The sequence below is a fragment of the Streptomyces sp. BI87 genome (genome assembly GCF_025957665.1).
GTDB classification, from domain to species: Bacteria; Actinomycetota; Actinomycetes; order Streptomycetales; family Streptomycetaceae; genus Streptomyces; species Streptomyces albidoflavus.
In genome coordinates this window covers 5,063,539-5,082,207 of record NZ_CP110079.1, presented here as the reverse complement: position 1 = coordinate 5,082,207, position 18,669 = coordinate 5,063,539, and the positions used below count along the sequence as shown (strand labels likewise).

Genomic DNA, 18,669 nt, shown 5'->3' with positions numbered 1-18,669 from the left:
GGCAGCGTCGTGTGCGGGGAGGATCAGCGCAGGTGACCGGTGTCGTTGAGGAGGCGGACGGAGGCGTTCCCGTCGGCGTAGCAGGCGATCTCCGAGAGCGAGGCGGCGGCCAGCTCCATGCGGAACAGGGCCTGCCAGGGCGCGCCGAGCGCCAGCCGTACCAGCGTCTTGACCGGGGTGACGTGGCTGACCAGCAGGACCGTACGCCCGGCGTGGGCGGCGCGGAGCCGGTCGCGGGTCTCGGCTACGCGGGCCGCCACCTCGGCGAAGGACTCGCCGCCGGCCGGGGCCACGTCGGGTGAGGCGAGCCAGGCGTTCAGCTCCTCGGGCCAGCTCTCGCGGACCTCGCCGAAGGTCAGCCCCTCCCAGGCACCGAACGCGGTTTCGCGCAGCCCCTCGTCCACGGCGACGGGCAGTCCGAGCCGGCCGGCGACGGCCTCGGCGGTCTGCCGGCACCGCAGCAGCGGGGAGCTGACGACGGCCTCGACGGTGCCGCGCGCGGCGAGCGCCTCGGCGGTACGGGCTGCCTGGCGGCGGCCCGCCTCGGAGAGCGCGGGATCGCTGCCGCCGCTGCCGGAGAACCGCTTCTCGGGGGTGAGCGCGGTCTCGCCGTGGCGCAGCAGCACGAAGGTGGTGGGGGTGGAGAGGTCCGGCGGGGCGGCGGCCGGGGGCGGCGCCGGCGCGGGGAGGTCGGCCGTGGAGGCGGCCGGGTTCCACCGCTCGCCGCGGACACCCGCGTCCATGGCCTCGTTGGCGAGGCGGTCGGCGTGCTGGTTCTCGGCCCGGGGAATCCAGGTGTAGGTGACCTGGTCCGGCGGCAGGATTCCGGCGGCCTCGGCGGCCAGTTCCCGCAGGCCGGGGTGTTTGATCCGCCAGCGGCCCGCCATCTGCTCGACGACGAGCCGGGAGTCCATGCGGACCTCGACCCGCGCCTCGGGGTCGAGGTCGCGGGCGGCGCGGAGTCCGGCGATCAGGCCGCGGTACTCGGCGGTGTTGTTGGTGACGGTGCCGAGGAACCCGGCGGTCTCGGTGAGGGTCTCGCCGGTGGCGGCGTCGACCACCACGGCGCCGTACCCCGCGGGCCCCGGGTTGCCCCGGGACCCGCCGTCCGCCTCGACGGCGAACTGCCGCATCAGACGCCCGAGTCGGCCGTACGGACGAGGATGCGGCGGCAGTTCTCGCAGCGCAGCACGGTGTCGGGGGCGGCCGCCTTCACCTCGTTGACCTCGGTGATGTTCAGCTCCAGGCGGCAGCCCTCGCAGCGGCGCTGGTAGAGGCGGGCCGCGCCCACGCCGCCCTGCTGGGCGCGGAGCTTGTCGTAGAGGGCGAGCAGGTCGGCCGGGACGGAACCGGCGACCACGGCGCGCTCCTTGGTGGCGGTGGCCACCTCGGCCTCCAGCTCGGCGGCGGCGGCGTCGCGGCGGGCGGTCGCCTCGTCGATGCGGGTCTGCACGGAGGCGGCGCGCTCGGTCAGCTCGCCGACGCGCTCCTGGGCGGCCTCGCGGCGCTCCATGATCTCCAGGACGATCTCCTCCAGGTCGCCCTGGCGCTTGGCGAGCGAGGCGATCTCGCTCTGCAGGCTCTCCAGGTCCTTCGGGGAGGAGACGGCGCCGGAGTCCAGGCGCTGCTGGTTGCGGGCGGCACGCTGGCGGACCTGGTCGACGTCCTGCTCGGCCTTGGTCTGCTCGCGTCCGCAGTCGCCCTCCTCGGTCTGGGAGGCGACGAGCAGGTCCCGGAGCTGGGCGAGGTCCTTGGTGAGCGACTCGATCTCGGCGTGCTCGGGCAGGCCCGACAGCTTGTGGGCGAGCTGGGCGAGGCGGGTGTCGAGTTCCTGGACGTCCAGGAGGCGGATCTGGTCGGCGGGCGCGGCGTTCAGTTGGGGGCTCCAGAGGATTCGTGGGAAACAGAGGGGGCGGACGCCGCGTGGGCGGTCCAGGGGTCGGTGACCGTCGCCGAGACGAAGGTCCGCAGGCCCCAGCCGTGGCGTTCGGAGACCGCGTCGAGCTGGGTGGCGGCCAGTTCGCACCAGGGCCATTCGGTGGCCCAGTGCGCCGCGTCGATCAGCGCGGGGGCGCCGGGCCGCTGGGCGGCCTCGGAGGCGGGGTGGTGGCGCAGGTCGGCGGTGAGGAAGGCGTCCACACCGGCGGCCCGGACGTCGTCGAAGAGGCTGTCGCCGGAGCCGCCGCTCACCGCGATCCGGGTGAGCGGGGCCTCGGGGTCGCCGGTGGCGCGGACGCCCTGCGCGGTGGCGGGCAGGCGCTCGGCGGCCAGCGCCGTGAACTCCGCCAGCGTCATGGGGTGGGCCGGCTCGCAGATCCGGCCGAGGCCGCGGCGGCCGTGCGGGTCCTCCGGGTCGGGGACCAGGGGGCCCACCACGCGCAGGCCGAGCGCGCCCGCCAGGGCGTCCGAGACGCCGGGGTCGGCGCGGTCGGCGTTGGTGTGGGCGACGTGCAGGGCGACGTCGTTCTTGATCAGGCTGTGGACGACGCGCCCCTTGAAGGTGTCGGCGGCCACCGTGGTGGTGCCCCGCAGGTACAGGGGGTGGTGGGTGACGAGGAGATCGGCGCCGAGACGGATCGCCTCGTCGGCGACCTCCTGCACGGGGTCGACGGCGAAGAGGACGCGGCTGATCTCGGCCTCCGGGTCTCCGCAGACCGTGCCGACCGCGTCCCACTGCTCGGCCAGGGAACGGGGCCAGAGGGCGTCCAGGGCGGTGAGGACTTCTGAGAGGCGGGGCACGGGGCCAAGGCTACCTGGGGGCCGGGCGCACTACGGCTGCCGGTGGGACTCTCCCCTCTCCGCCGGCTGTCGGCGGCCGCGCGGGACGCGGCCACTCTTTGGGGTGAATCGGGGAGATAAACGGTGCCCTCGGGGCGCACGGGGTCACTAGCTTCGTCGCCGGAGGTGACGGCCCGATGACTACGGGTGTTTGTGCCATCGACAGTGCTCCCCCTGATACCGGGGAGAGCGGTGCCACGGCGGAGGCGGGGACGGCGGTACGGGTGGGGGCCGACGCGGTCCCGGCCGGATGCGTGTTCGCCGCCGACGGCTCGTACGCGGCACGGCTGACCAGGGAGGGGCCCTCCTGGTACCCGGAGCGCTGGACGTTCGGCCCGGAGCCGTACGCCGTCGCCCTCGCCGGGAACCAGCCGGAGGAACCGGGCACGGAGGTGCTGCCGCTGGCCGACGGGCAGGTACTGATCCACCGGACGCCGGCGGGCCTGCACACGTTCTCGCTGCTCTATCCGACGGGCCCGGCGACCGGACCCGCGACCGGACGGCAGACCGGGGAGCGCCCGCTCGGCTCGGTGGAGTGCGACGCGCTGTCGCTGCTCCCGGCGGCGCCAGACGGGGCCACGGCCTACGCGCTGGCTCCCGGCGGGGCGAGCACCGCGGTGTGGCGGGTGGCCGGGGGCGCCTTCGGCCCGGAGCACGTGGCGGAGGTGCCGGGGTTCTGCGGGGGCGGGGCGTGGCTGGACACCTCGGGCCGGCTGCTGGCGCTGGACCAGGAGCGGGACGGGGTGACGAAGACCGTGGTGGTGGACCTGGAGCGGGGTGGAGAAACGACTCCCCTGCTCCAGATCGCCGAGCGCAGCAACGACCGGCTGCTCCTGGCCGATCCGGAGAGCGGGCTGCTGCTGGTCCGCTCCGACGCGGCGGGCGAGGACCGGATCGGCTGGGGGGTGCTCGGCAGCATGCTGCCGGTGCGTTTCCCCCGCTGTCTGCGCGCCCCCGACCTGCTGCTGACGCCGTTCGCGGTCCAGCCGGGGCAGCTCCTCACCCCGGAGGCGTGCGCGGTCGCGCTGCGGATGGACGGGCCGGGGGGAACCGGGATCGGCCTGTGGCGCCCGACCAGCCGGCACGTGGTGGGGCTGACGCCGCCGGAGGGGTGGCTGGCCGGCGCGGGCCGCTGGACACGCGCGGGCGTCCTGCGACTTCCGTACGCCACCCGGAACGTGCCGTGCGGCGTGGCCGATGTGCCCTTCCCCGCCTCGGCCTCGGAACCTGTGGAGGATCTGGCTCCCGAGGAGCCGGAAGCGGAATCCCCTCCGGCGGCGCGCCCGGTGCCGCTCCAGCACGCTCCGCTGACGGGGCGTGCGGCAGTTGGTTAAACTCGCCCGGCTGTAAAGATCAACCGCATTACGGGGTGAGTTGTCCATGACCAGGACCAGCACGGAGCACGAGGCCACGCCACCGCACGTCCAGGAGCCCGCACCGGGCGCCGGAAAGCACCGTGGCCCGGCCGCAGGGAACGACGAGGGTGCGGCCCCGAAGGGCCGTCACCGCAAGCCGTCCGCGAGCCAGGAGGCCGAGGCGGCCTGAGCCCGCCCGCGGGCGTCCTCGCGGAGACGCGTACGTGAAGTGCCCCGGCCGATTCGGCCGGGGCACTTCCGTCTGTCCAGGGGCACTTCCGTCCGCCGAGCAGGCGGGCGGTCGTCGGTGACATTTGTCCTGCCGGAGTCCGTACATGCGCCTCTGCCCCAGGGGTGGCTCTGAGGGCGGCCCGGGGCGGCGCCCGCCAGGACGCCGCCCCGGGCCGCTCGTGCGGACGGGATCGAGGGAACTCCCCAGCGGTCAGCCTTCCTGGCGCAGGGGCGCGGCTCCCGGGGTGTCGCCACGGGCCGCCGTGGGGTTGATGCCGGGCGGTTCCTCCTGGGTCGCCTGGTCCGTGGTGGGCGGGCCCGAGGCGGCGGGGGCCGTGGTGGAGGTCCGGCGGCGTTCGCGGGGGAGCCAGAGCAGGCCGAGGAGGAAGGCGCCGGCGAGCATGACGGCGGCGGTGCGGAAGGCGAGGGCGTAGCCGTCGGTGAGGGCCTCGGGGGCGTCGGCGCCCGCGGTGGCGGAGGCGGCGACGGTCGAGAGGATGGCGAGGCCCAGGGCCCCGCCCATGGTGCGGGAGGTGTTGATGAGGCCGGAGACCAGTCCGGCGTCGCGCGGGTCGGCGCCGGAGACGGCGAGGGAGGCGAGCGGGGTTCCGGCGAGGCCGGCGCCGGCCATCATGACGATGCCGGGGCCCAGGATGTCACCGAGGAAGGTGCCGTCCGCCCGCATCGTCGACTGCCAGCCGAACCCGGCGGCGGCCACGGCGGTACCGAGGAGGACCACCGGGCGGGCGCCCAGGGAGCGCATCAGCACGGGCGCGAGTTTGGCGCCGGAGACGACGGCGAGGGAGCTGGGGATCAGGGCCAGGCCGGCGAGGAGCGGGGAGTAGCCGAGTACGTTCTGGGCGTACAGGGTCATGAAGAACCACATGCCCATCATCGCGGCGCCGCTGATGATCATGACGGCGTTGGCGGCGGAGACCGAGCGGACGCGGAAGAGCTTCAGCGGCATCAGCGGGGCGCGGGAACGGGCCTCGACCAGAAGGAAACCGAGGATCAGCAGGACGGCGACCACGAGGGCGACCAGGGTGCCAGGGGCCTCCCAGCCCTGGGCCTCGGTCTCGGCGATGCCGTAGGCGAGGACGGCGAGGCCGGCCGTGACGAGGACGGCGCCGGGCAGGTCGAGGCGGCGGCCGGTGGTGGCGCGGCTCTCGGTGAGCCAGCGGGCCGCGGCGGCGAGGACGGCGATGCCGATGGGGACGTTGATGAGGAGGACCCAGCGCCAGGACAGGCCGTCGGTGAGCACCCCGCCGACCAGGCCGCCCGCCGCGCCGCCGCCGGCGCCCACCGCCGACCAGGTGCCGATGGCGCGGGCCCGGGCGGGGCCCTCCGGGACGGCGGAGGTGAGGAGGGTGAGCGTGGAGGGGGCGAGGACGGCGGCGCCCAGACCCTGGACGGCACGGGCGGCGAGGAGTTGCCAGCCCTCCTGGGCCACTCCCCCGGCCAGCGAGGCGGCGGTGAAGACGGCGAGGCCGACGAGGAACATCCGCTTGCGGCCGTACAGGTCCCCGGCCCGGCCGCCGAAGAGCATGAACCCGGCGAAGGCGATGGAGTAGGCGTTGACCACCCACTGGAGGCCCGTGGCGCTCAGCGCCAGGTCCTCGCGCATCGAGGGCAGCGCGACGTTGACGACGGAGACGTCGAGCACGACGAGGAACTGCCCGGCGCAGACGGCGAGGAGAACCGCCCAGGTCGGAGGGGTACGGCGGCCCGCGGCGCGCGCGGAATCGGGGAGAGGGTGGTCGGCCATGCCTGTCATGGTCGCAGGCCGGGCGTGGCCCGTACACCGAGAAAGAGGGAGACCGGGACAAGGGACCACGTGGTGGGCGGGGGGACGTAGGTCCACGGGCCGAGGCGGGGGGGCGGCGCCGAGGCGGGGCCGGGCGGGAGCCCGCCGGTCGCCGGTCGCCGGTCGCCGGTCGCCGGTCGCCGGTCGCCGGTCGCCGCAGAATTCCGTGCCGCCCCGAGCCTCGTGCGTGCGCCCGGGGCAAGACGGCCGCTGGGGCACCTCGGCCGGGGCGCGTGACGGGGCCGCCGTGCGGCGGCCCCGTCACGCGCCGGAGACCAGGTGGTCTCAGCCGCCCTGACCCGTCGCGGGCGGCGTCTGCGGTCCCGGAGCGCCCTGCCCCACTTCGCCGATCAGGGCGTCGGCCAGGCCCTCCTTGCGGATACGGAGGTCGACGTAGACGAGGGCGGCGGTGAGGTGGGTGAGGGTCATGGTGGCGATCTGGACCAGGGAGAGCACCACGAACCCGATCGCTGTGGCACCGAGGGCGTCGGCGAAGAGGGCGCGCACCTCCGCGCTGCCGAACCGCTCCGTGGCCGGGTCGACGACGAGCGGGTGGGTGGGGCTCTGGAACACCTCGGTGAGGATCTGCACGGCCAGGTTCAGCCCCATCGCCATGAGGCCGGCGAGCAGCAGCAGGCCGAAGGTGCGCCACCAGTTGTCACGGACCAGCCGGACGGAGCGGCGTAGCGCGCCGACGGGGCGCTGACCCTCGAACACGGCCGCGGGGGTGGCGAGGGCCAGCCTGATCAACAGCCAGACGGCGAGCGGGGTCGCGCAGAGGATCAGGAACGGCATCAGCACCAGCCAGGGGCCCATGTCCCCCTGGGAGAGCAGCGCGGCCATGGTCAAAACCAAGAAGAGAAACATCAGGCCGACCGGGATCGCCACGATCAACCCGCTCAGCAACTGGATGCCCACGACGGTCGGGAAGCGCTTGACCGACCTGAGGACCTGTCCGAACCGGGCGGGCCGGCCGAGCACCGCCTCACGGGTGACGGTGGTGCAGGCCACGGCGACAGCTGCGTTGACGACCAGGCCCAGCGCCACGACGAGGAACCAGATCAGGCCGAAGCTCAGCAGCACCGAGGTCAGTTCGGAGCCGCGCGGTGGCCTGGCGGCGGAGCTGTCGAGAAGCCGGTCGATCGTCTCCCGCTGGGTGAGATAGCCGGCGAACAGCGCTCCGGCCGCGACCACGAGGTACCCGCCGTGAAGCACGGCCGCCACCCCGAACAGGCCCCCCGGGTACCGGCGCATCGTCGCGAAGACGCCGCCGAAGATGTCGCCGGCCTGGAGCGGGCGCAGCGGGATGACGCCCGGCTTCGGCGCGGGCGGCGGCCATCCCCAGCCCCAGGGCGGCGGGGGCGGCGGCCCCCACCCGGGTCCGCCGGGCTGTCCCGGGCCCTGCCCGCCGCCCTGGCCACCCGGCCCCGGCCCTGGCTGTCCGTACGTCATGTGGGTCCCCCCCTGTCGACGGCGCGCGTCCCCTGACCGCGCCGGTGGTTGTCCGGCCGGCGGGCGCCCTGTGCCGCACTCCCCCGTCACGCTCCCCCGCGCCCCCCGGAGCTGCCAACGTATCCGCAGGTCAGGGGCGGGGGGGAGAGGGGAGCCCGGACCGTTACCAGCCCGATGCGGGGAGGGGGACGCGGTCAGCGGAAGGCGGCGTGGCCGGTGAGGGCCTGGCCGAGGGAGAGGGTGTGCATCTCGGTGGTGCCCTCGTAGGTGAGGACGGATTCCAGGTTGTTCATGTGGCGGATGACCGGGTACTCCAGGGAGATGCCGTTGGCGCCGAGGATGGTGCGGGCGGTGCGGCAGATCTCGATGGCCTCGCGGACGTTGTTGAGCTTGCCGAAGCTGATCTGCGCGGGGTGGACGCCGCTCTCGCTGTCCTTGAGGCGAGCGAGGTGCAGGGCGGTGAGGGTGCCCTTGTGGAGTTCGAGGGCCATGTCCACCAGCTTCTGCTGGGTGAGCTGGAAGGCGGCGATGGGCTTGCCGAACTGCTCGCGCTGGCCGGCGTAGTCGGCGGCGGCCTGCCAGGCGGAGCGGGCGGCTCCCAGCGCACCCCAGACGATGCCGTAGCGGGCCTCGTTGAGGCAGGTCAGGGGTGCGGAGACGCCCCGGGCGCCGGGGAGTTCGGCGGAGGCGGGCAGGCGGACCCCGTCCAGGACGAGTTCGCTGGTGACGCTGGCGCGCAGGGACATCTTCCGCTTGATCAGGGGGGCGGAGAAGCCGGGGGCGTCGGTGGGGACGGCGAAACCCCGGATGCCGTCGTCGGTCTGGGCCCAGACGACGGCGACGGCGGCCACAGCGCCGTTGGTGATCCACATCTTGCGGCCGTCGAGGACCCAGTCACCGCCGTCGCGCCGGGCGCGGGTCCGCATCGAGGCGGGGTCGGAGCCGTGGTCGGGCTCGGTCAGGCCGAAGCAGCCGATGGCCTCTCCGGCGGCCATCCGCGGCAGCCACTCCTGCTTCTGCTCCTCGGAGCCGAACCGGTGCAGGGCGTACATGGCGAGCGAGCCCTGCACGGAGACGAAGGAGCGCAGCCCGGAGTCGCACGCCTCCAGTTCGCGACAGGCGACGCCGTAGGCCAGCGCGCTGGTGCCCGCGCAGCCGTACCCCTCCAGGTGCATGCCGAGCAGCCCCATCGACCCGAAGTCGCGGGCGAGTTCGGGCAGGTCGGGGATCTCGCCGCGCTCGAACCAGTCCCCGATGTGCGGGGCGATCCTGTCGTCGCAGTACTGGCGGACGGTGTCGCGGACGGCCCGGTCCTCGTCACCGAGGAGCGCTTCGAGGCCCAGCGGGTCGACGGGGTCGAGCGGGGCGCGGCGGGTGCTGGCGGACATGCGGTCTCCCTGAGGGTCGGGGATGGGTGCGGCGGTGGTACGGGATGCGGCCGTTCGGGGGCGGGTCAGGTGCCGGGCCCGCCGAGGATGCGGGCCGACTCGGCCTCGTCGTAGCCGAGTTCGGTGAGGATCTCGGCGCTGTGCTCGCCCAGGGCGGGCGGTGCGGTGCGGACCGGTGGGCGGACGCCCTGGAAGCTGACCGGGAAGGCGACCTGGCGCAGGGGGCCGCCGGTGGCCGGGTGGTCGACGGTCTGGACCATGCCGAGTGCCTCGGTCTGCGGGGAGGCGTAGACCTCGTCGAGGTGGCGGACGGGGGCGGCGGGGACCCCGGCTCCCTGGAGGAGGGTGCTCCAGTGGGCGGTGGGGCGGGTGGCGAGGAGGGGTTCGAGGTGGGCGTTGAGGGCGTCGCGGTGGGTGACGCGGGCGCTGTTGGTGGTGAAGCGCGGGTCGTCGGCGAGGGCGGGGAGGCCGAGGGCTCCGGCGAGGGAGCGGAAGAGGGCGTCGTTGCCGACGGCGACGACGAGGTGGCCGTCGGCGGTGGCGTACGCCTGGTAGGGGACGAGGCTGGGGTGGCCCGAGCCGAGCCGGGTGGGGCGCTCGCCGGTGGCGAAGTGGGCGGTGGCCCAGTTGACGTGCAGGGCGAGCTGCGACTCGTAGAGGGAGGTGGTGAGGTACTGGCCCCTGCCGGTGCGGGCGCGCTCGACGAGGGCTGCGGTGACTCCGGCGAGGCCGAAGAGGGCGGCGCCGAGGTCGCCGATGGCGTAGCCGGCCTTCACCGGGGGGCCGTCGGGTTCGCCGGTGAGGGACATGAGGCCGGCGGCGGCCTGGGCGGTCATGTCGTAGCCGGGTTCCCCGGCGAGGGGGCCCTGCTCGCCGAAGGCGGAGAGGTGCAGGACGACCAGGTGGGGGTGGCGGGCGCTCAGTTCCTGGTAGGCGAAGGTGCGGGCGAGGGAGGAGCCGGGGCGGAAGTTCTCGACGGCGATGTCGGCGCGGGCGAGGAGGCGGTGGGCGGCCTCCTCGCCGCGCTCGGTGGTGAGGTCGAGGGTGAGGGAGCGTTTGTTCCGGTTGGCGGCGAGGTAATAGGTGGCGTCGTCGCCCTGGAAGGGCGGGCCCCAGCGGCGGGTGGGGTCGCCGCCGACGGGGTGTTCGACCTTGACGACCTCGGCGCCGAGGTCGGCGAGGGACATCGTCAGGTAGGGCCCGGCGAGGATCTTGGAGAGGTCGACGACGCGGATTCCGGCGAGCGGGCCGGGGCGCTCGGGGGCCGGCCCGGGGGCGGGCTGCTGCATGCGTCCTCCACTGGTGGGCGGCAGGGGTCTGTCCCGGCCGCGGCGGGTGGCGTGGTGCGTCGCGCGACGGGATCACTCTGCCCGAGCCGATCGGGCCAGGTCCATGACGGAGGCCAGGTCCGGGCACCGTCCGGGCTCGTCCGCGCTCCCCCGGTGCGCCCCCTGACGCGTCCCGTGCGGGGGCGCGTGCCTCCGGGGCGCCCACCCGGAGCGCGCGGCGAGGGGGAATAGTGGAGCCGTCAACCAGCTTCTCCGTACACGTAGTTGGTGCGCCGGGGTGATACCCCCTGCCCGCCCGTTCCCCAAGCTCACCAGGAGGTCCCCTTGCCGCAGGTCCCCGATCCGGCCCCCGCCCCGGAGGTTCCGTCCCCTTCTCCCGGCGGTGGCCGCGCCATCGTCGCCGTCCTCGCCTTCGCGGGGATCACGGTGGCGGTGATGCAGACCCTGCTGGTGCCGGTCATCAAGGATCTGCCGGTGCTGCTGGGGACCGGTGTCGCCGACGCGACCTGGGTGATGACGGCGACCCTGCTGGCGGGCGCGGTGGCGACGCCGGTCATGGGGCGGCTCGGCGACCTGTACGGCAAGAAGCGGCTGCTGCTGCTCTGCCTCGCCGTGATGGTGGGCGGCTCGGTGCTCTGCGCCCTCACCTCCGCGCTGGTGCCGATGATCGTGGGCCGGGCGCTCCAGGGGTTCGCGATGGGCGCCATCCCGCTGGGCATCGGCATCATGCGGGACGTGCTCCCGGCGGAGCGGCTGCCCTCGGCGATGGCGCTGATGAGTTCCTCCATAGGCGTCGGCGGCGGCCTCGCCCTGCCCGCCGCCGCGCTGATCGCCCAGCACGCCGACTGGCACGCCCTGTTCGTCGCCTCCGCCCTCCTCGGCACCGCCGCCTTCGCCCTGGCCTGGCGGATCTGCCCGGAGAGCCCGGTGCGCGCCGAGGGCCGCTTCGACCTGCCCGGGGCGCTGGGACTGGCGGCGGGCCTGATCTGCCTGCTGCTGCCGGTCACCAAGGGCACCGAGTGGGGGTGGACGGCCCCGGCGACGCTGGGCCTGTTCGGCGCGGGCGTGCTGGTGCTGACCGGCTGGGGGCTGTACCAGCTGCGCTCCCCCTCGCCCCTGGTCGACCTGCGCACCAGCGTCCGGCGCACGGTCCTGCTGACCAACCTCGCCTCGGTCATGCTCGGCGTCGCCTTCTACGCCGTCTCCCTGGTCCTGCCCCAACTGGTGCAGCTCCCCACCGCCACCGGCTACGGCCTGGGCGAGTCGATGATCGTGGCCGGCCTGTGCATGGCCCCCCTCGGCCTGACGATGATGCTGGTCTCCCCGCTCTACGCCCGCCTCTCCACCCGCTACGGGCCCCGCTCGACGCTGCTGCTGGGCATGGCGGTGATCATGCTGGGCTACGGCGGCGGGCAGGCGCTGCTCTCGGCGGCCTGGCAGACCGCGGTGATCGCGGCGGTCCTCGGCGCGGGGATCGGGCTGGCGTACTCCTCGCTGCCCGCGCTGATCATCGGCGCCGTCGACCCGCGCGAGACCGGTGCGGCCAACGGCCTGAACACGCTGATGCGGTCGGTCGGCACCTCCCTGTCCAGCGCCGTCATCGGCATGGTGCTGGCCGGTACGGCCGTCCCGTTCGGCGGGGTGGAGGTGCCGTCGATGACCGGGTTCCGGCTGGCCTTCCTGATCGCCACGGGGGCGGTCGCGGTCGGCGTGGTGCTTGCCTTCTTCCTCCCGGCGGGGCTGCCGGCCCGGCCGGAACAGGCCCTCACCCCGCCCCCCGGGGAGCCGGCCGCGCCGCGGGAGGACCCGTACGCGCTGACCGGACGGGTCCGCGACGCCGGCGGGGTGCCCGTTTCCCACGCCAACGTCACCCTGCTCACCCCGGGCGGCGTGCAGACCGCCCGGACCACCGCCGACGAGGCGGGGGCGTTCCGGCTGACCGCGCCGGGCCCCGGCCGGCACCTCCTGGTCGCCTCGGCGAGCGGGCACACCCCGCAGGCCGTACCGGTGCACACCGGCGGCGCCACCGCGCCGGCCCCCGTGGAACTGGTGACCGGGCAGGCCAGGACAGGAGCGGCACTGGCGCCCTGACCTGCGGCCGGGGCGCCCCGCCGGTCCGCGCGCCCGGGGCGTACGGCACGATGGGGCGGCCATCGCCCCCCTCGCGTACTGGAGCGTCCCGCATGGAACAGCAGGCCGTCGCCGCCCCCGACCCCGCCGTCCTCGCGGCGTTCGAGAACGCCAAGGGCTTCATGCCCGTCGATGAGGGGCTGGCGCTGTACGCGGCGGCCGTCGAGGCGGCCGGTCTGGGGCTGCCGCTGCTGGAGGTCGGCACCTACTGCGGGCGCTCCACGGTGCTGCTGGCCGACGCGGCCCGGCGGGCGGGCGTGCTCGCGCTCACCGTCGACCACCACCGGGGCAGCGAGGAGCAGCAGCCCGGCTGGGAGTACCACGACCCCGAGGTGGTGGACCCGGTGGTCGGGCGGATGGACACCCTGCCGACCTTCCGCAGGACGCTGCACGCGGCGGGCCTGGAGGAGCACGTGGTGGCGCTGGTCGGCCGGTCCCCGCAGGTGGCGGCGGTGTGGCAGGGCCCGCTCGGCCTGGTCTTCGTCGACGGCGGCCACACCGACGAGCACGCGAACGGCGACTACGAGGGCTGGGCGCCGAAGGTGGCGGACGGGGGCCTCCTGGTGATCCACGACGTCTTCCCCGACCCGGCCGACGGCGGCCAGGCCCCGTACCGGATCTGCCTGCGGGCGTTGGAGTCGGGCCTGTTCACCGAGGTCTCGGTGACAGGTTCGCTGCGGGTGCTCCGCAAGTCCGCGCCGGACACCGGGCGCCGATAGCATCGCGGGCGTGTCGTACGACGGGGAAGCAGACGAGGGACGCCGCCCGGCGGGCCGCCGGTGGGGGCTGGTGGCCGCGGCGGCCGTGGTGCCCGCCGCGCTGGCCTGCTGGCTGCTGTGGCAGGCGCTGGGCTCGGGCGGGGAGGACGGCGGGGACGGGCGGGGCGCGGCCGCGCCCTCGGTGAGCGCACCGGCCTCGCCCTCCGGGGAGCCGTCGCCGGATGCGGACGAGGAGTCGTCGGCGGAACCGTCCGGGAATCCCCCCTCCGGCACCGAGTCCTCCCGCAAGCCCGCCTCGGGCCCGCTGGCGGGGAAGACCGTGGTGGTCGACCCGGGCCACAACCCGGGGAACCGGAATCACACGGCCGAGATCAACCGGCAGGTCGACGTGGGGACACACCGCAAGGAGTGCGACACCACCGGGACCTCCACCAACGACGGGTACGCCGAGGCGGAGTTCACCCTCGACGTGGCGCACCGGCTGCGCGATCTGCTCGAAGAGCGGGGCGCCACCGTGAAGTTGACCCAGGACGGCGACCGGCCGTTCGGCCCGTGCGTCGACGAGCGGGCCCGGATCGGCAACGAGGCGAAGGCCGACGCCGTCGTCTCCGTGCACGCCGACGGCTCCACCGCGGCGGGCCACCGGGGCTTCCACGTGATCCTCCCGGCGGCGGTGCACGGCGGCGGAGCCGACACCCGGCCGATCGTCGCGGACTCCCGGCGCCTCGGGGAGCGCATCGCGGGCAAGCTGGTGCAGCGCACCGGCTCCGCGCCCTCCAACTACATCGGCGGGGGCACCGGCCTCGACGTCCGCGACGATCTCGGCGGACTCAACCTCTCCACGGTTCCGAAGGTCTTCGTGGAGTGCGGGAACATGCGCGACGCCCAGGACGCCGCCCTGCTGAAGGACGCGGACTGGCGTCAGAAGGCGGCGCTCGGGATGGCCGACGGCATCACGCTCCACCTGCGGGGGTAGGTGCTCCGCAGGCCGTTCGGGGGGAGGCTGTGCAGGTCTTGACAGACCTTCTTTCCCGGCAGACACCCCACGGGGACGGACGGTAGTGTCCTCCGTACGATGGGGGGTCGCCCCCACGCTTCGCACCGGCACTGCGCCAGGGCGACAGCGGACGCCCACTTGACCACGAGACGACTGACGAAGGACCTGAAGTGAATATCCGCTCTCTCACACGAGGCGACGGCGTGGTGATCGTGGCAGCGGTGCTGCTGTTCGTCGCCTCGTTCCTCTCCACCTGGAGCTGTGACGGCTCGGCCTGCGCGGGCGTGGAGCTCCCGATGGCGTGGGACAACGGAGCCCTCGTGATGGGTGTCTACCTCGCCGGCGTCATCGGGGCCGCGCTGATCGTGGTCGCCCGGATGCTCCCCAACCCCCTCAAGGTCGCCGGGATCGACCTCGGCCAGGCCGGCATCGTCATCTCGGTCTTCGCCGCGTGGAGCGCGCTCGGTGCCATCTTCGACCCGGGCGGCTCGCTGGACACCGGGAGCGCCGGTCCCGACGCGGGCGCCGGCCTCATCCTCGGCCTCATCGCCGCGCTGATCCTGGCGGGCGCCGCCGTCGCCACCCCGCTGGTCCCGGCCCTCAAGGGCGCCCTCATCGGCGCCCCCAAGCCGCAGACCCCGCAGCCGTACGGCGGCCAGCCGCAGGGCGGTTACGGCTACCCGGGCGCCCAGCAGCAGCCCTACGGCGCGCAGCCCGGCCAGCCCCAGTCGTACGGCGGCCAGCCCGGCCAGCCCTTCGACGCCCAGCAGGCGCAGGCCCAGCAGGCGCCGCAGCCGCAGCAGCAGGCCCAGCAGCCCCAGGCGCCTTCGCAGGGCGGGGAGTTCGCCCCGTTCTGGTTCGCGGTGCCGGTGGCCCGGCCGCTCTACGGCGAGGACGGCGCGCCGACGCCGATCGCCGAACTCGCCCCGGGCAACTGGTACCTGGCGGTCGAGCAGCGCGGCGCCGCGCTGATCGCGCAGACCCAGGAGGGCCGCCGCGGCGTCCTCCAGGACACCACGGGCATCCAGCGCGGCTGACCCTCGCGTACGCGCGAAGCGGCCCCGCCTCCGGAGGAATCCGGGAGCGGGGCCGCTTCGCGTGGACGGGTCCGGGTGCGGGTCAGCAGCACTCGGGGGCGAGGCCCGCCGGGAGCCGGGAGCCGGAGAAAACGGCGCAGGTCGGCTCGTCGCCGCCGAGCGCGGCGACCGCGAGGAGCAGCGAACCGGCGGTCCAGGTGGTGAGTTCGCGCGGCCAGATCGCCTCGTCCTCGAAGACGTACCCGGTCCAGTACAGGCCGCTCTCGGTGTCGCGCAGGTGCTGGACGGACTGGAGGATCTCCAGGGCGCGGTCGGACTCGCCCATCACCCAGAGGGTCAGGGCCAGTTCGCAGCTCTCGCCGCCGGTGACCCACGGGTTGGGCACGACGCAGCGCACGCCGAGCTTGGGGACGACGAAGCGGTCCCAGCCCTCGTCGATGCGGGCCTTGGCCTCGGCCCCGCTGACGGCGCCGCCGAGGACCGGGTAGTACCAGTCCATCGAGTAGCGGTTCTTGTCGAGGAACCGTTCGGGGTGGCGGCGGATCGCGTGGGCGAGGAGGCCGGTGGCGAGTTCCCAGTCGGGCTGGGGCTCCTCGCGCTGCTCGGCGATGGCCAGCGCGCAGCGCAGCGCCTGGTGGATGGAGGAGGAGCCGGTGAGGAGCGCGTCGGTGACGGGGGTGCCGTCGGCCTCGCGCTTCCAGCCGATCTGCCCGCCGGGCTGCTGGAGGGCGAGGACGTGCTCGACGGCGGCGACCACCACGGGCCACATCCGGTCGAGGAAGGCGTCGTCGCCGGTGGCGAGGTAGTGGTGCCAGACGCCGACCGCGACGTAGGCGGTGAAGTTGGACTCGCGCCCGAGGTCGGTGGGCTCCTCGGCGTCGCCGTCGGCGTAGGCGGCGTACCAGGAGCCGTCGGGCAGCTGGTGGCGGGCGAGCCAGGCGTAGGCGCGGGCGGCGGCCTCGTGCTCGCCGGCCGCGTCGAGGGCCATGGCGGCCTCGGTGTGGTCCCACGGGTCGAGGTGGTGGCCGCGGAACCACGGTATGGCGCCGTCGGCGCGCTGCACGGCGAGCAGGCCCGCGACGGTGGCGCGGGCCTGCTGCTCGGTCAGTACCCCGGGCAGGACCAGGTGTTCCGTCCGGGGAGCGGTCACTTGGCGGCCGCCGTCGGGGTGTGCGGCTTGGTGGCGTAGGCGACGAAGCTCTTGCCGACGACGGGGTTGAGCAGCTGCTCGGCGACCCGGGTCAGGGCGGGCTTCTTCATGATGTCCCAGACCAGCAGCTTGTGGTACGCGCGGACCGGCAGCGCCTTGTCGTTGTCGACGCCGAACGCGCACTTGAGCCACCAGTAGGGGCTGTGCAGGGCGTGCGCGTGGTGGGTGCCGTAGGGCTTGAGTCCGGCGCCGCGCATCTTGGCGAGGAGTTCGTCGGCCTTGTAGATGCGGATGTGGCCGCCCTCGACCTCGTGGTACGCGTCGGAGAGCGCCCAGCAGACCTTCTCGGGGCCGTAGCGGGGCACGGTGACGGCGATGCGGCCGCCGGGCTTGAGGACGCGGACCATCTCGGCGAGGACGCCCTTGTCGTCGGGGATGTGCTCCATCACCTCGGAGATGATGACGACGTCGAAGGACTCGTCGGGGAACGGCAGGTTGAGGGCGTCGCCCTCCATCGCGGTGGCGGTGGCGCCGGCCGGGGCCTCACCGGCCTCCTTCATCGCCGCGAACCAGGTGGCGACCTCGCGGATCTCCTCGCCGTTCTGGTCGAGGGCGACCACCTGCGCGCCGCGCCGGTAGCACTCGAAGGCGTGGCGTCCCGCTCCGCAGCCCAGATCGAGCACACGGTCGCCGGCGGCGAGCGGGAAGCGGGTGAAGTCGACGGTCAGCACGTGGACCTGCTTTCGCGGTCGGGTCGGGCGGTGGTGACCGGGGCGGCGGGGCGACCCGGGCTCCCGGCGATGGCCTGGCGGTAGTGGGCGACCGTGCCGAGGGCGGCCTGGCGCCAGGTGAACTTGGCGAGGACCCGGGCGCGGCCCGCGGTGCCGAGGCGGCGGCGCAGCTCCGGGTCGGCGAGGAGCTTGCCGAGCGCGGCGGCGAGCGCGCCGGCGTCGCCGGGCGGCACGGCGAGGCAGGTGTCGCCGTCGGTGCCCGCGACCTCGGGGATGGCGCCGCCGGTGGTGGCGACCAGGGGGGTGCCGGTGGCCATGGCCTCGGCGGCGGGCAGCGAGAAGCCTTCGTAGAGGGAGGGGACGCAGGCGATCTCGGCGGAGCGGATGAGGTCGACCAGTTCGGTGTCGCTGATGCCCTTGACGAACTGGATGGCGTCGGTGAGGCCGAACCGTTCGATGGCCTGGGCGACCGGTCCGTCCTCGGCGGGGCGGCCGACGACGACCAGGTGGGCGTCGGGGTTCTCGGTGCGGATCTTGGCGAGCGACTCCACCAGGTGGACGAGGCCCTTGAGCGGCACGTCGGCGCTGGAGGTGGTGACGATCCGGCCGGGCACCTCGGCGACGGACGGGTCGGGCGAGAAGAGGTCGGTGTCGGCACCGATGTGGACCACGTGGACGCGGTCGGGGCGGACGCCGAAGTGGTCGACGATCTCCTGGCGCGAGGTGCCGGAGACGGTGAGGACCGAGGGCAGCTTCCGGGCGACACGTTTCTGCATCCGGGTGAAGCCGTACCAGCGCCGGACCGAGAGGCGGCGCCTGAAGGAGCCGGCGGCGTCCAGCTCCAGTTGCCGGTCGACGGTGATGGGGTGGTGCACGGTGGTGACGAGCGGGGCGCCGAGGGCGCGGTCGCCGCCGAGCAGGCCGTAGCCGAGCGTCTGGTTGTCGTGGATCACGTCGAACCGCCCGGCGAGGGCCGCGAGGTGGCGGCGCGCGCGCAGGCTGAAGGTGAGCGGCTCGGGGAAGCCGCCGGTCCACATGGTGGCGACCTCCAGCGCGTCGACCCAGTCGCGGTACTCGCCCCGGCCGGGAGTGCGGAACGGGTCGGGCTGGCGGTAGAGGTCGAGGCTGGGCAGCTCGGTGAGGTGGACGCCCTCGTCGAGGACGGGGTAGGGCTGGGCGCCGATGACCTCGACGTGGTGGCCGAGGCGGGCCAGTTCGCGGGAGAGGTGGCGGACGTAGACGCCCTGGCCGCCGCAGAAGGGGTCGCCCTTGTAGGTGAGGAGGGCGATGCGCAGGGGCCTGGCGCCGTCGGCGAGGGGATCGCCCGAGGCCTGTTCCGGGGCGGCTTCCTCGCGTGCGGGGTCCGCCTCCATGGCCTCAGCGGTCACTGCCCGGTCCCCTTCTGCCAGCCCGATGGTCCCGGGAGGTTACGCCGGGACTCCGATCCGCAACAAGTTTCACCGCGGTCGGTCTTGATCGTTCACGAAGCATCGAATCTACCGGCAGGTAGCTCGTTCAGAACCTTCGGAACAGGTGATTCACACCACGGCCGGCCAGGGGCGGCCCTGCGGCTCCCGGCCCTTGGCACGGGGGCGGACGGCGGCCCCG

16 protein-coding genes are annotated in these 18,669 nt (G+C 74.5%); 6 read left to right on the top strand and 10 right to left on the bottom strand.

Features of this window, described 5'->3' with window-relative positions; all coding sequences use genetic code 11:
* Positions 1–23 precede the first annotated feature (23 nt).
* Genes OIM89_RS22665 through OIM89_RS22655 form a run of 3 tightly spaced genes read right to left on the bottom strand, consistent with a single transcriptional unit; the run spans position 24 to position 2,739 of the window.
* On the bottom strand, positions 24–1,133 hold the full coding sequence (locus OIM89_RS22665) for a bifunctional RNase H/acid phosphatase (protein ID WP_030698457.1): 1,110 nt from the start codon (positions 1,131–1,133) through the stop codon (positions 24–26).
* Positions 1,133–1,876 (bottom strand): zinc ribbon domain-containing protein, encoded by a 744-nt coding sequence (locus OIM89_RS22660; RefSeq protein WP_225930555.1) that lies wholly within the window; start codon positions 1,874–1,876, stop codon positions 1,133–1,135. The genes OIM89_RS22665 and OIM89_RS22660 overlap by 1 nt, the downstream gene beginning before the upstream one ends.
* Positions 1,873–2,739 (bottom strand): Nif3-like dinuclear metal center hexameric protein, encoded by an 867-nt coding sequence (locus tag OIM89_RS22655; RefSeq protein WP_078858013.1) that lies wholly within the window; start codon positions 2,737–2,739, stop codon positions 1,873–1,875. The genes OIM89_RS22660 and OIM89_RS22655 overlap by 4 nt, the downstream gene beginning before the upstream one ends.
* Before the next feature lie 263 nt (positions 2,740–3,002).
* Here OIM89_RS22655 and OIM89_RS22650 point away from each other — a divergent pair, with 263 nt between their 5' ends.
* The gene (locus OIM89_RS22650) at positions 3,003–4,112 is read left to right on the top strand and encodes a hypothetical protein (RefSeq protein ID WP_030698454.1); all 1,110 of its coding nucleotides are present in this window, start codon (positions 3,003–3,005) and stop codon (positions 4,110–4,112) included.
* Between the two features lie 46 nt (positions 4,113–4,158).
* Entirely contained in the window at positions 4,159–4,323 is a 165-nt protein-coding gene (locus tag OIM89_RS22645; RefSeq protein ID WP_175510532.1) for a hypothetical protein, read from the top strand.
* 252 nt (positions 4,324–4,575) lie between these two features.
* Here the strand turns inward: OIM89_RS22645 and OIM89_RS22640 are convergent, their stop codons facing one another.
* The 4 genes from OIM89_RS22640 to OIM89_RS22625 form a co-directional block, all read right to left on the bottom strand.
* Positions 4,576–6,129 (bottom strand): MFS transporter, encoded by a 1,554-nt coding sequence (locus OIM89_RS22640; RefSeq protein ID WP_264491584.1) that lies wholly within the window; start codon positions 6,127–6,129, stop codon positions 4,576–4,578.
* Positions 6,130–6,453: 324 nt separating this feature from the next.
* Positions 6,454–7,620, bottom strand: a complete 1,167-nt coding sequence (locus OIM89_RS22635; RefSeq protein ID WP_264491583.1) for a hypothetical protein — start codon at positions 7,618–7,620, stop codon at positions 6,454–6,456.
* 194 nt (positions 7,621–7,814) lie between these two features.
* On the bottom strand, positions 7,815–9,008 hold the full coding sequence (locus OIM89_RS22630) for an acyl-CoA dehydrogenase family protein (RefSeq protein ID WP_030698451.1): 1,194 nt from the start codon (positions 9,006–9,008) through the stop codon (positions 7,815–7,817).
* A 65-nt stretch (positions 9,009–9,073) separates the two neighbouring features.
* A complete protein-coding gene (locus OIM89_RS22625) occupies positions 9,074–10,297 on the bottom strand; it encodes a CaiB/BaiF CoA transferase family protein (protein ID WP_217466966.1) in 1,224 nt (407 codons plus the stop codon).
* A 324-nt stretch (positions 10,298–10,621) separates the two neighbouring features.
* Between OIM89_RS22625 and OIM89_RS22620 the strand changes: the two genes are divergently transcribed.
* The 4 genes from OIM89_RS22620 (at position 10,622) to OIM89_RS22605 (ending at position 15,180) form a co-directional block, all read left to right on the top strand.
* A complete protein-coding gene (locus OIM89_RS22620; RefSeq protein WP_264491582.1) occupies positions 10,622–12,388 on the top strand; it encodes an MFS transporter in 1,767 nt (588 codons plus the stop codon).
* Positions 12,389–12,480: 92 nt separating this feature from the next.
* Positions 12,481–13,146 (top strand): class I SAM-dependent methyltransferase, encoded by a 666-nt coding sequence (locus tag OIM89_RS22615; RefSeq protein WP_030698448.1) that lies wholly within the window; start codon positions 12,481–12,483, stop codon positions 13,144–13,146.
* Between the two features lie 70 nt (positions 13,147–13,216).
* Complete coding sequence (locus tag OIM89_RS22610; RefSeq protein WP_030698447.1) at positions 13,217–14,122, top strand: N-acetylmuramoyl-L-alanine amidase; 906 nt, start codon at positions 13,217–13,219, stop codon at positions 14,120–14,122.
* Between the two features lie 191 nt (positions 14,123–14,313).
* The gene (locus OIM89_RS22605) at positions 14,314–15,180 is read left to right on the top strand and encodes a hypothetical protein (protein ID WP_030698446.1); all 867 of its coding nucleotides are present in this window, start codon (positions 14,314–14,316) and stop codon (positions 15,178–15,180) included.
* An 82-nt stretch (positions 15,181–15,262) separates the two neighbouring features.
* Here the strand turns inward: OIM89_RS22605 and OIM89_RS22600 are convergent, their stop codons facing one another.
* Genes OIM89_RS22600 through OIM89_RS22590 form a run of 3 tightly spaced genes read right to left on the bottom strand, consistent with a single transcriptional unit; the run spans position 15,263 to position 18,449 of the window.
* Positions 15,263–16,330: a prenyltransferase gene (locus OIM89_RS22600; RefSeq protein WP_030698445.1), complete on the bottom strand. Its 1,068-nt coding sequence runs from the start codon at positions 16,328–16,330 to the stop codon at positions 15,263–15,265.
* Positions 16,327–17,061 (bottom strand): class I SAM-dependent methyltransferase, encoded by a 735-nt coding sequence (locus OIM89_RS22595; RefSeq protein WP_018894467.1) that lies wholly within the window; start codon positions 17,059–17,061, stop codon positions 16,327–16,329. Before OIM89_RS22595 ends, OIM89_RS22600 begins: the two co-directional genes overlap by 4 nt.
* Entirely contained in the window at positions 17,055–18,449 is a 1,395-nt protein-coding gene (locus OIM89_RS22590) for a glycosyltransferase family 4 protein (protein ID WP_030698444.1), read from the bottom strand. The genes OIM89_RS22595 and OIM89_RS22590 overlap by 7 nt, the downstream gene beginning before the upstream one ends.
* Positions 18,450–18,669 lie beyond the last annotated feature (220 nt).

Bases quoted from the DNA above. Each gene is read 5' to 3' on its own strand.
- OIM89_RS22665 (WP_030698457.1), bottom strand. From the start codon at position 1,133: ATGCGGCAGTTCGCCGTCGAGGCGGACGGCGGGTCCCGGGGCAACCCG.
- OIM89_RS22615 (WP_030698448.1), top strand. From the start codon at position 12,481: ATGGAACAGCAGGCCGTCGCCGCCCCCGACCCCGCCGTCCTCGCGGCG.
- OIM89_RS22645 (WP_175510532.1), top strand. From the start codon at position 4,159: ATGACCAGGACCAGCACGGAGCACGAGGCCACGCCACCGCACGTCCAG.
- OIM89_RS22630 (WP_030698451.1), bottom strand. From the start codon at position 9,008: ATGTCCGCCAGCACCCGCCGCGCCCCGCTCGACCCCGTCGACCCGCTG.
- OIM89_RS22640 (WP_264491584.1), bottom strand. From the start codon at position 6,129: ATGGCCGACCACCCTCTCCCCGATTCCGCGCGCGCCGCGGGCCGCCGT.
- OIM89_RS22635 (WP_264491583.1), bottom strand. From the start codon at position 7,620: ATGACGTACGGACAGCCAGGGCCGGGGCCGGGTGGCCAGGGCGGCGGG.
- OIM89_RS22625 (WP_217466966.1), bottom strand. From the start codon at position 10,297: ATGCAGCAGCCCGCCCCCGGGCCGGCCCCCGAGCGCCCCGGCCCGCTC.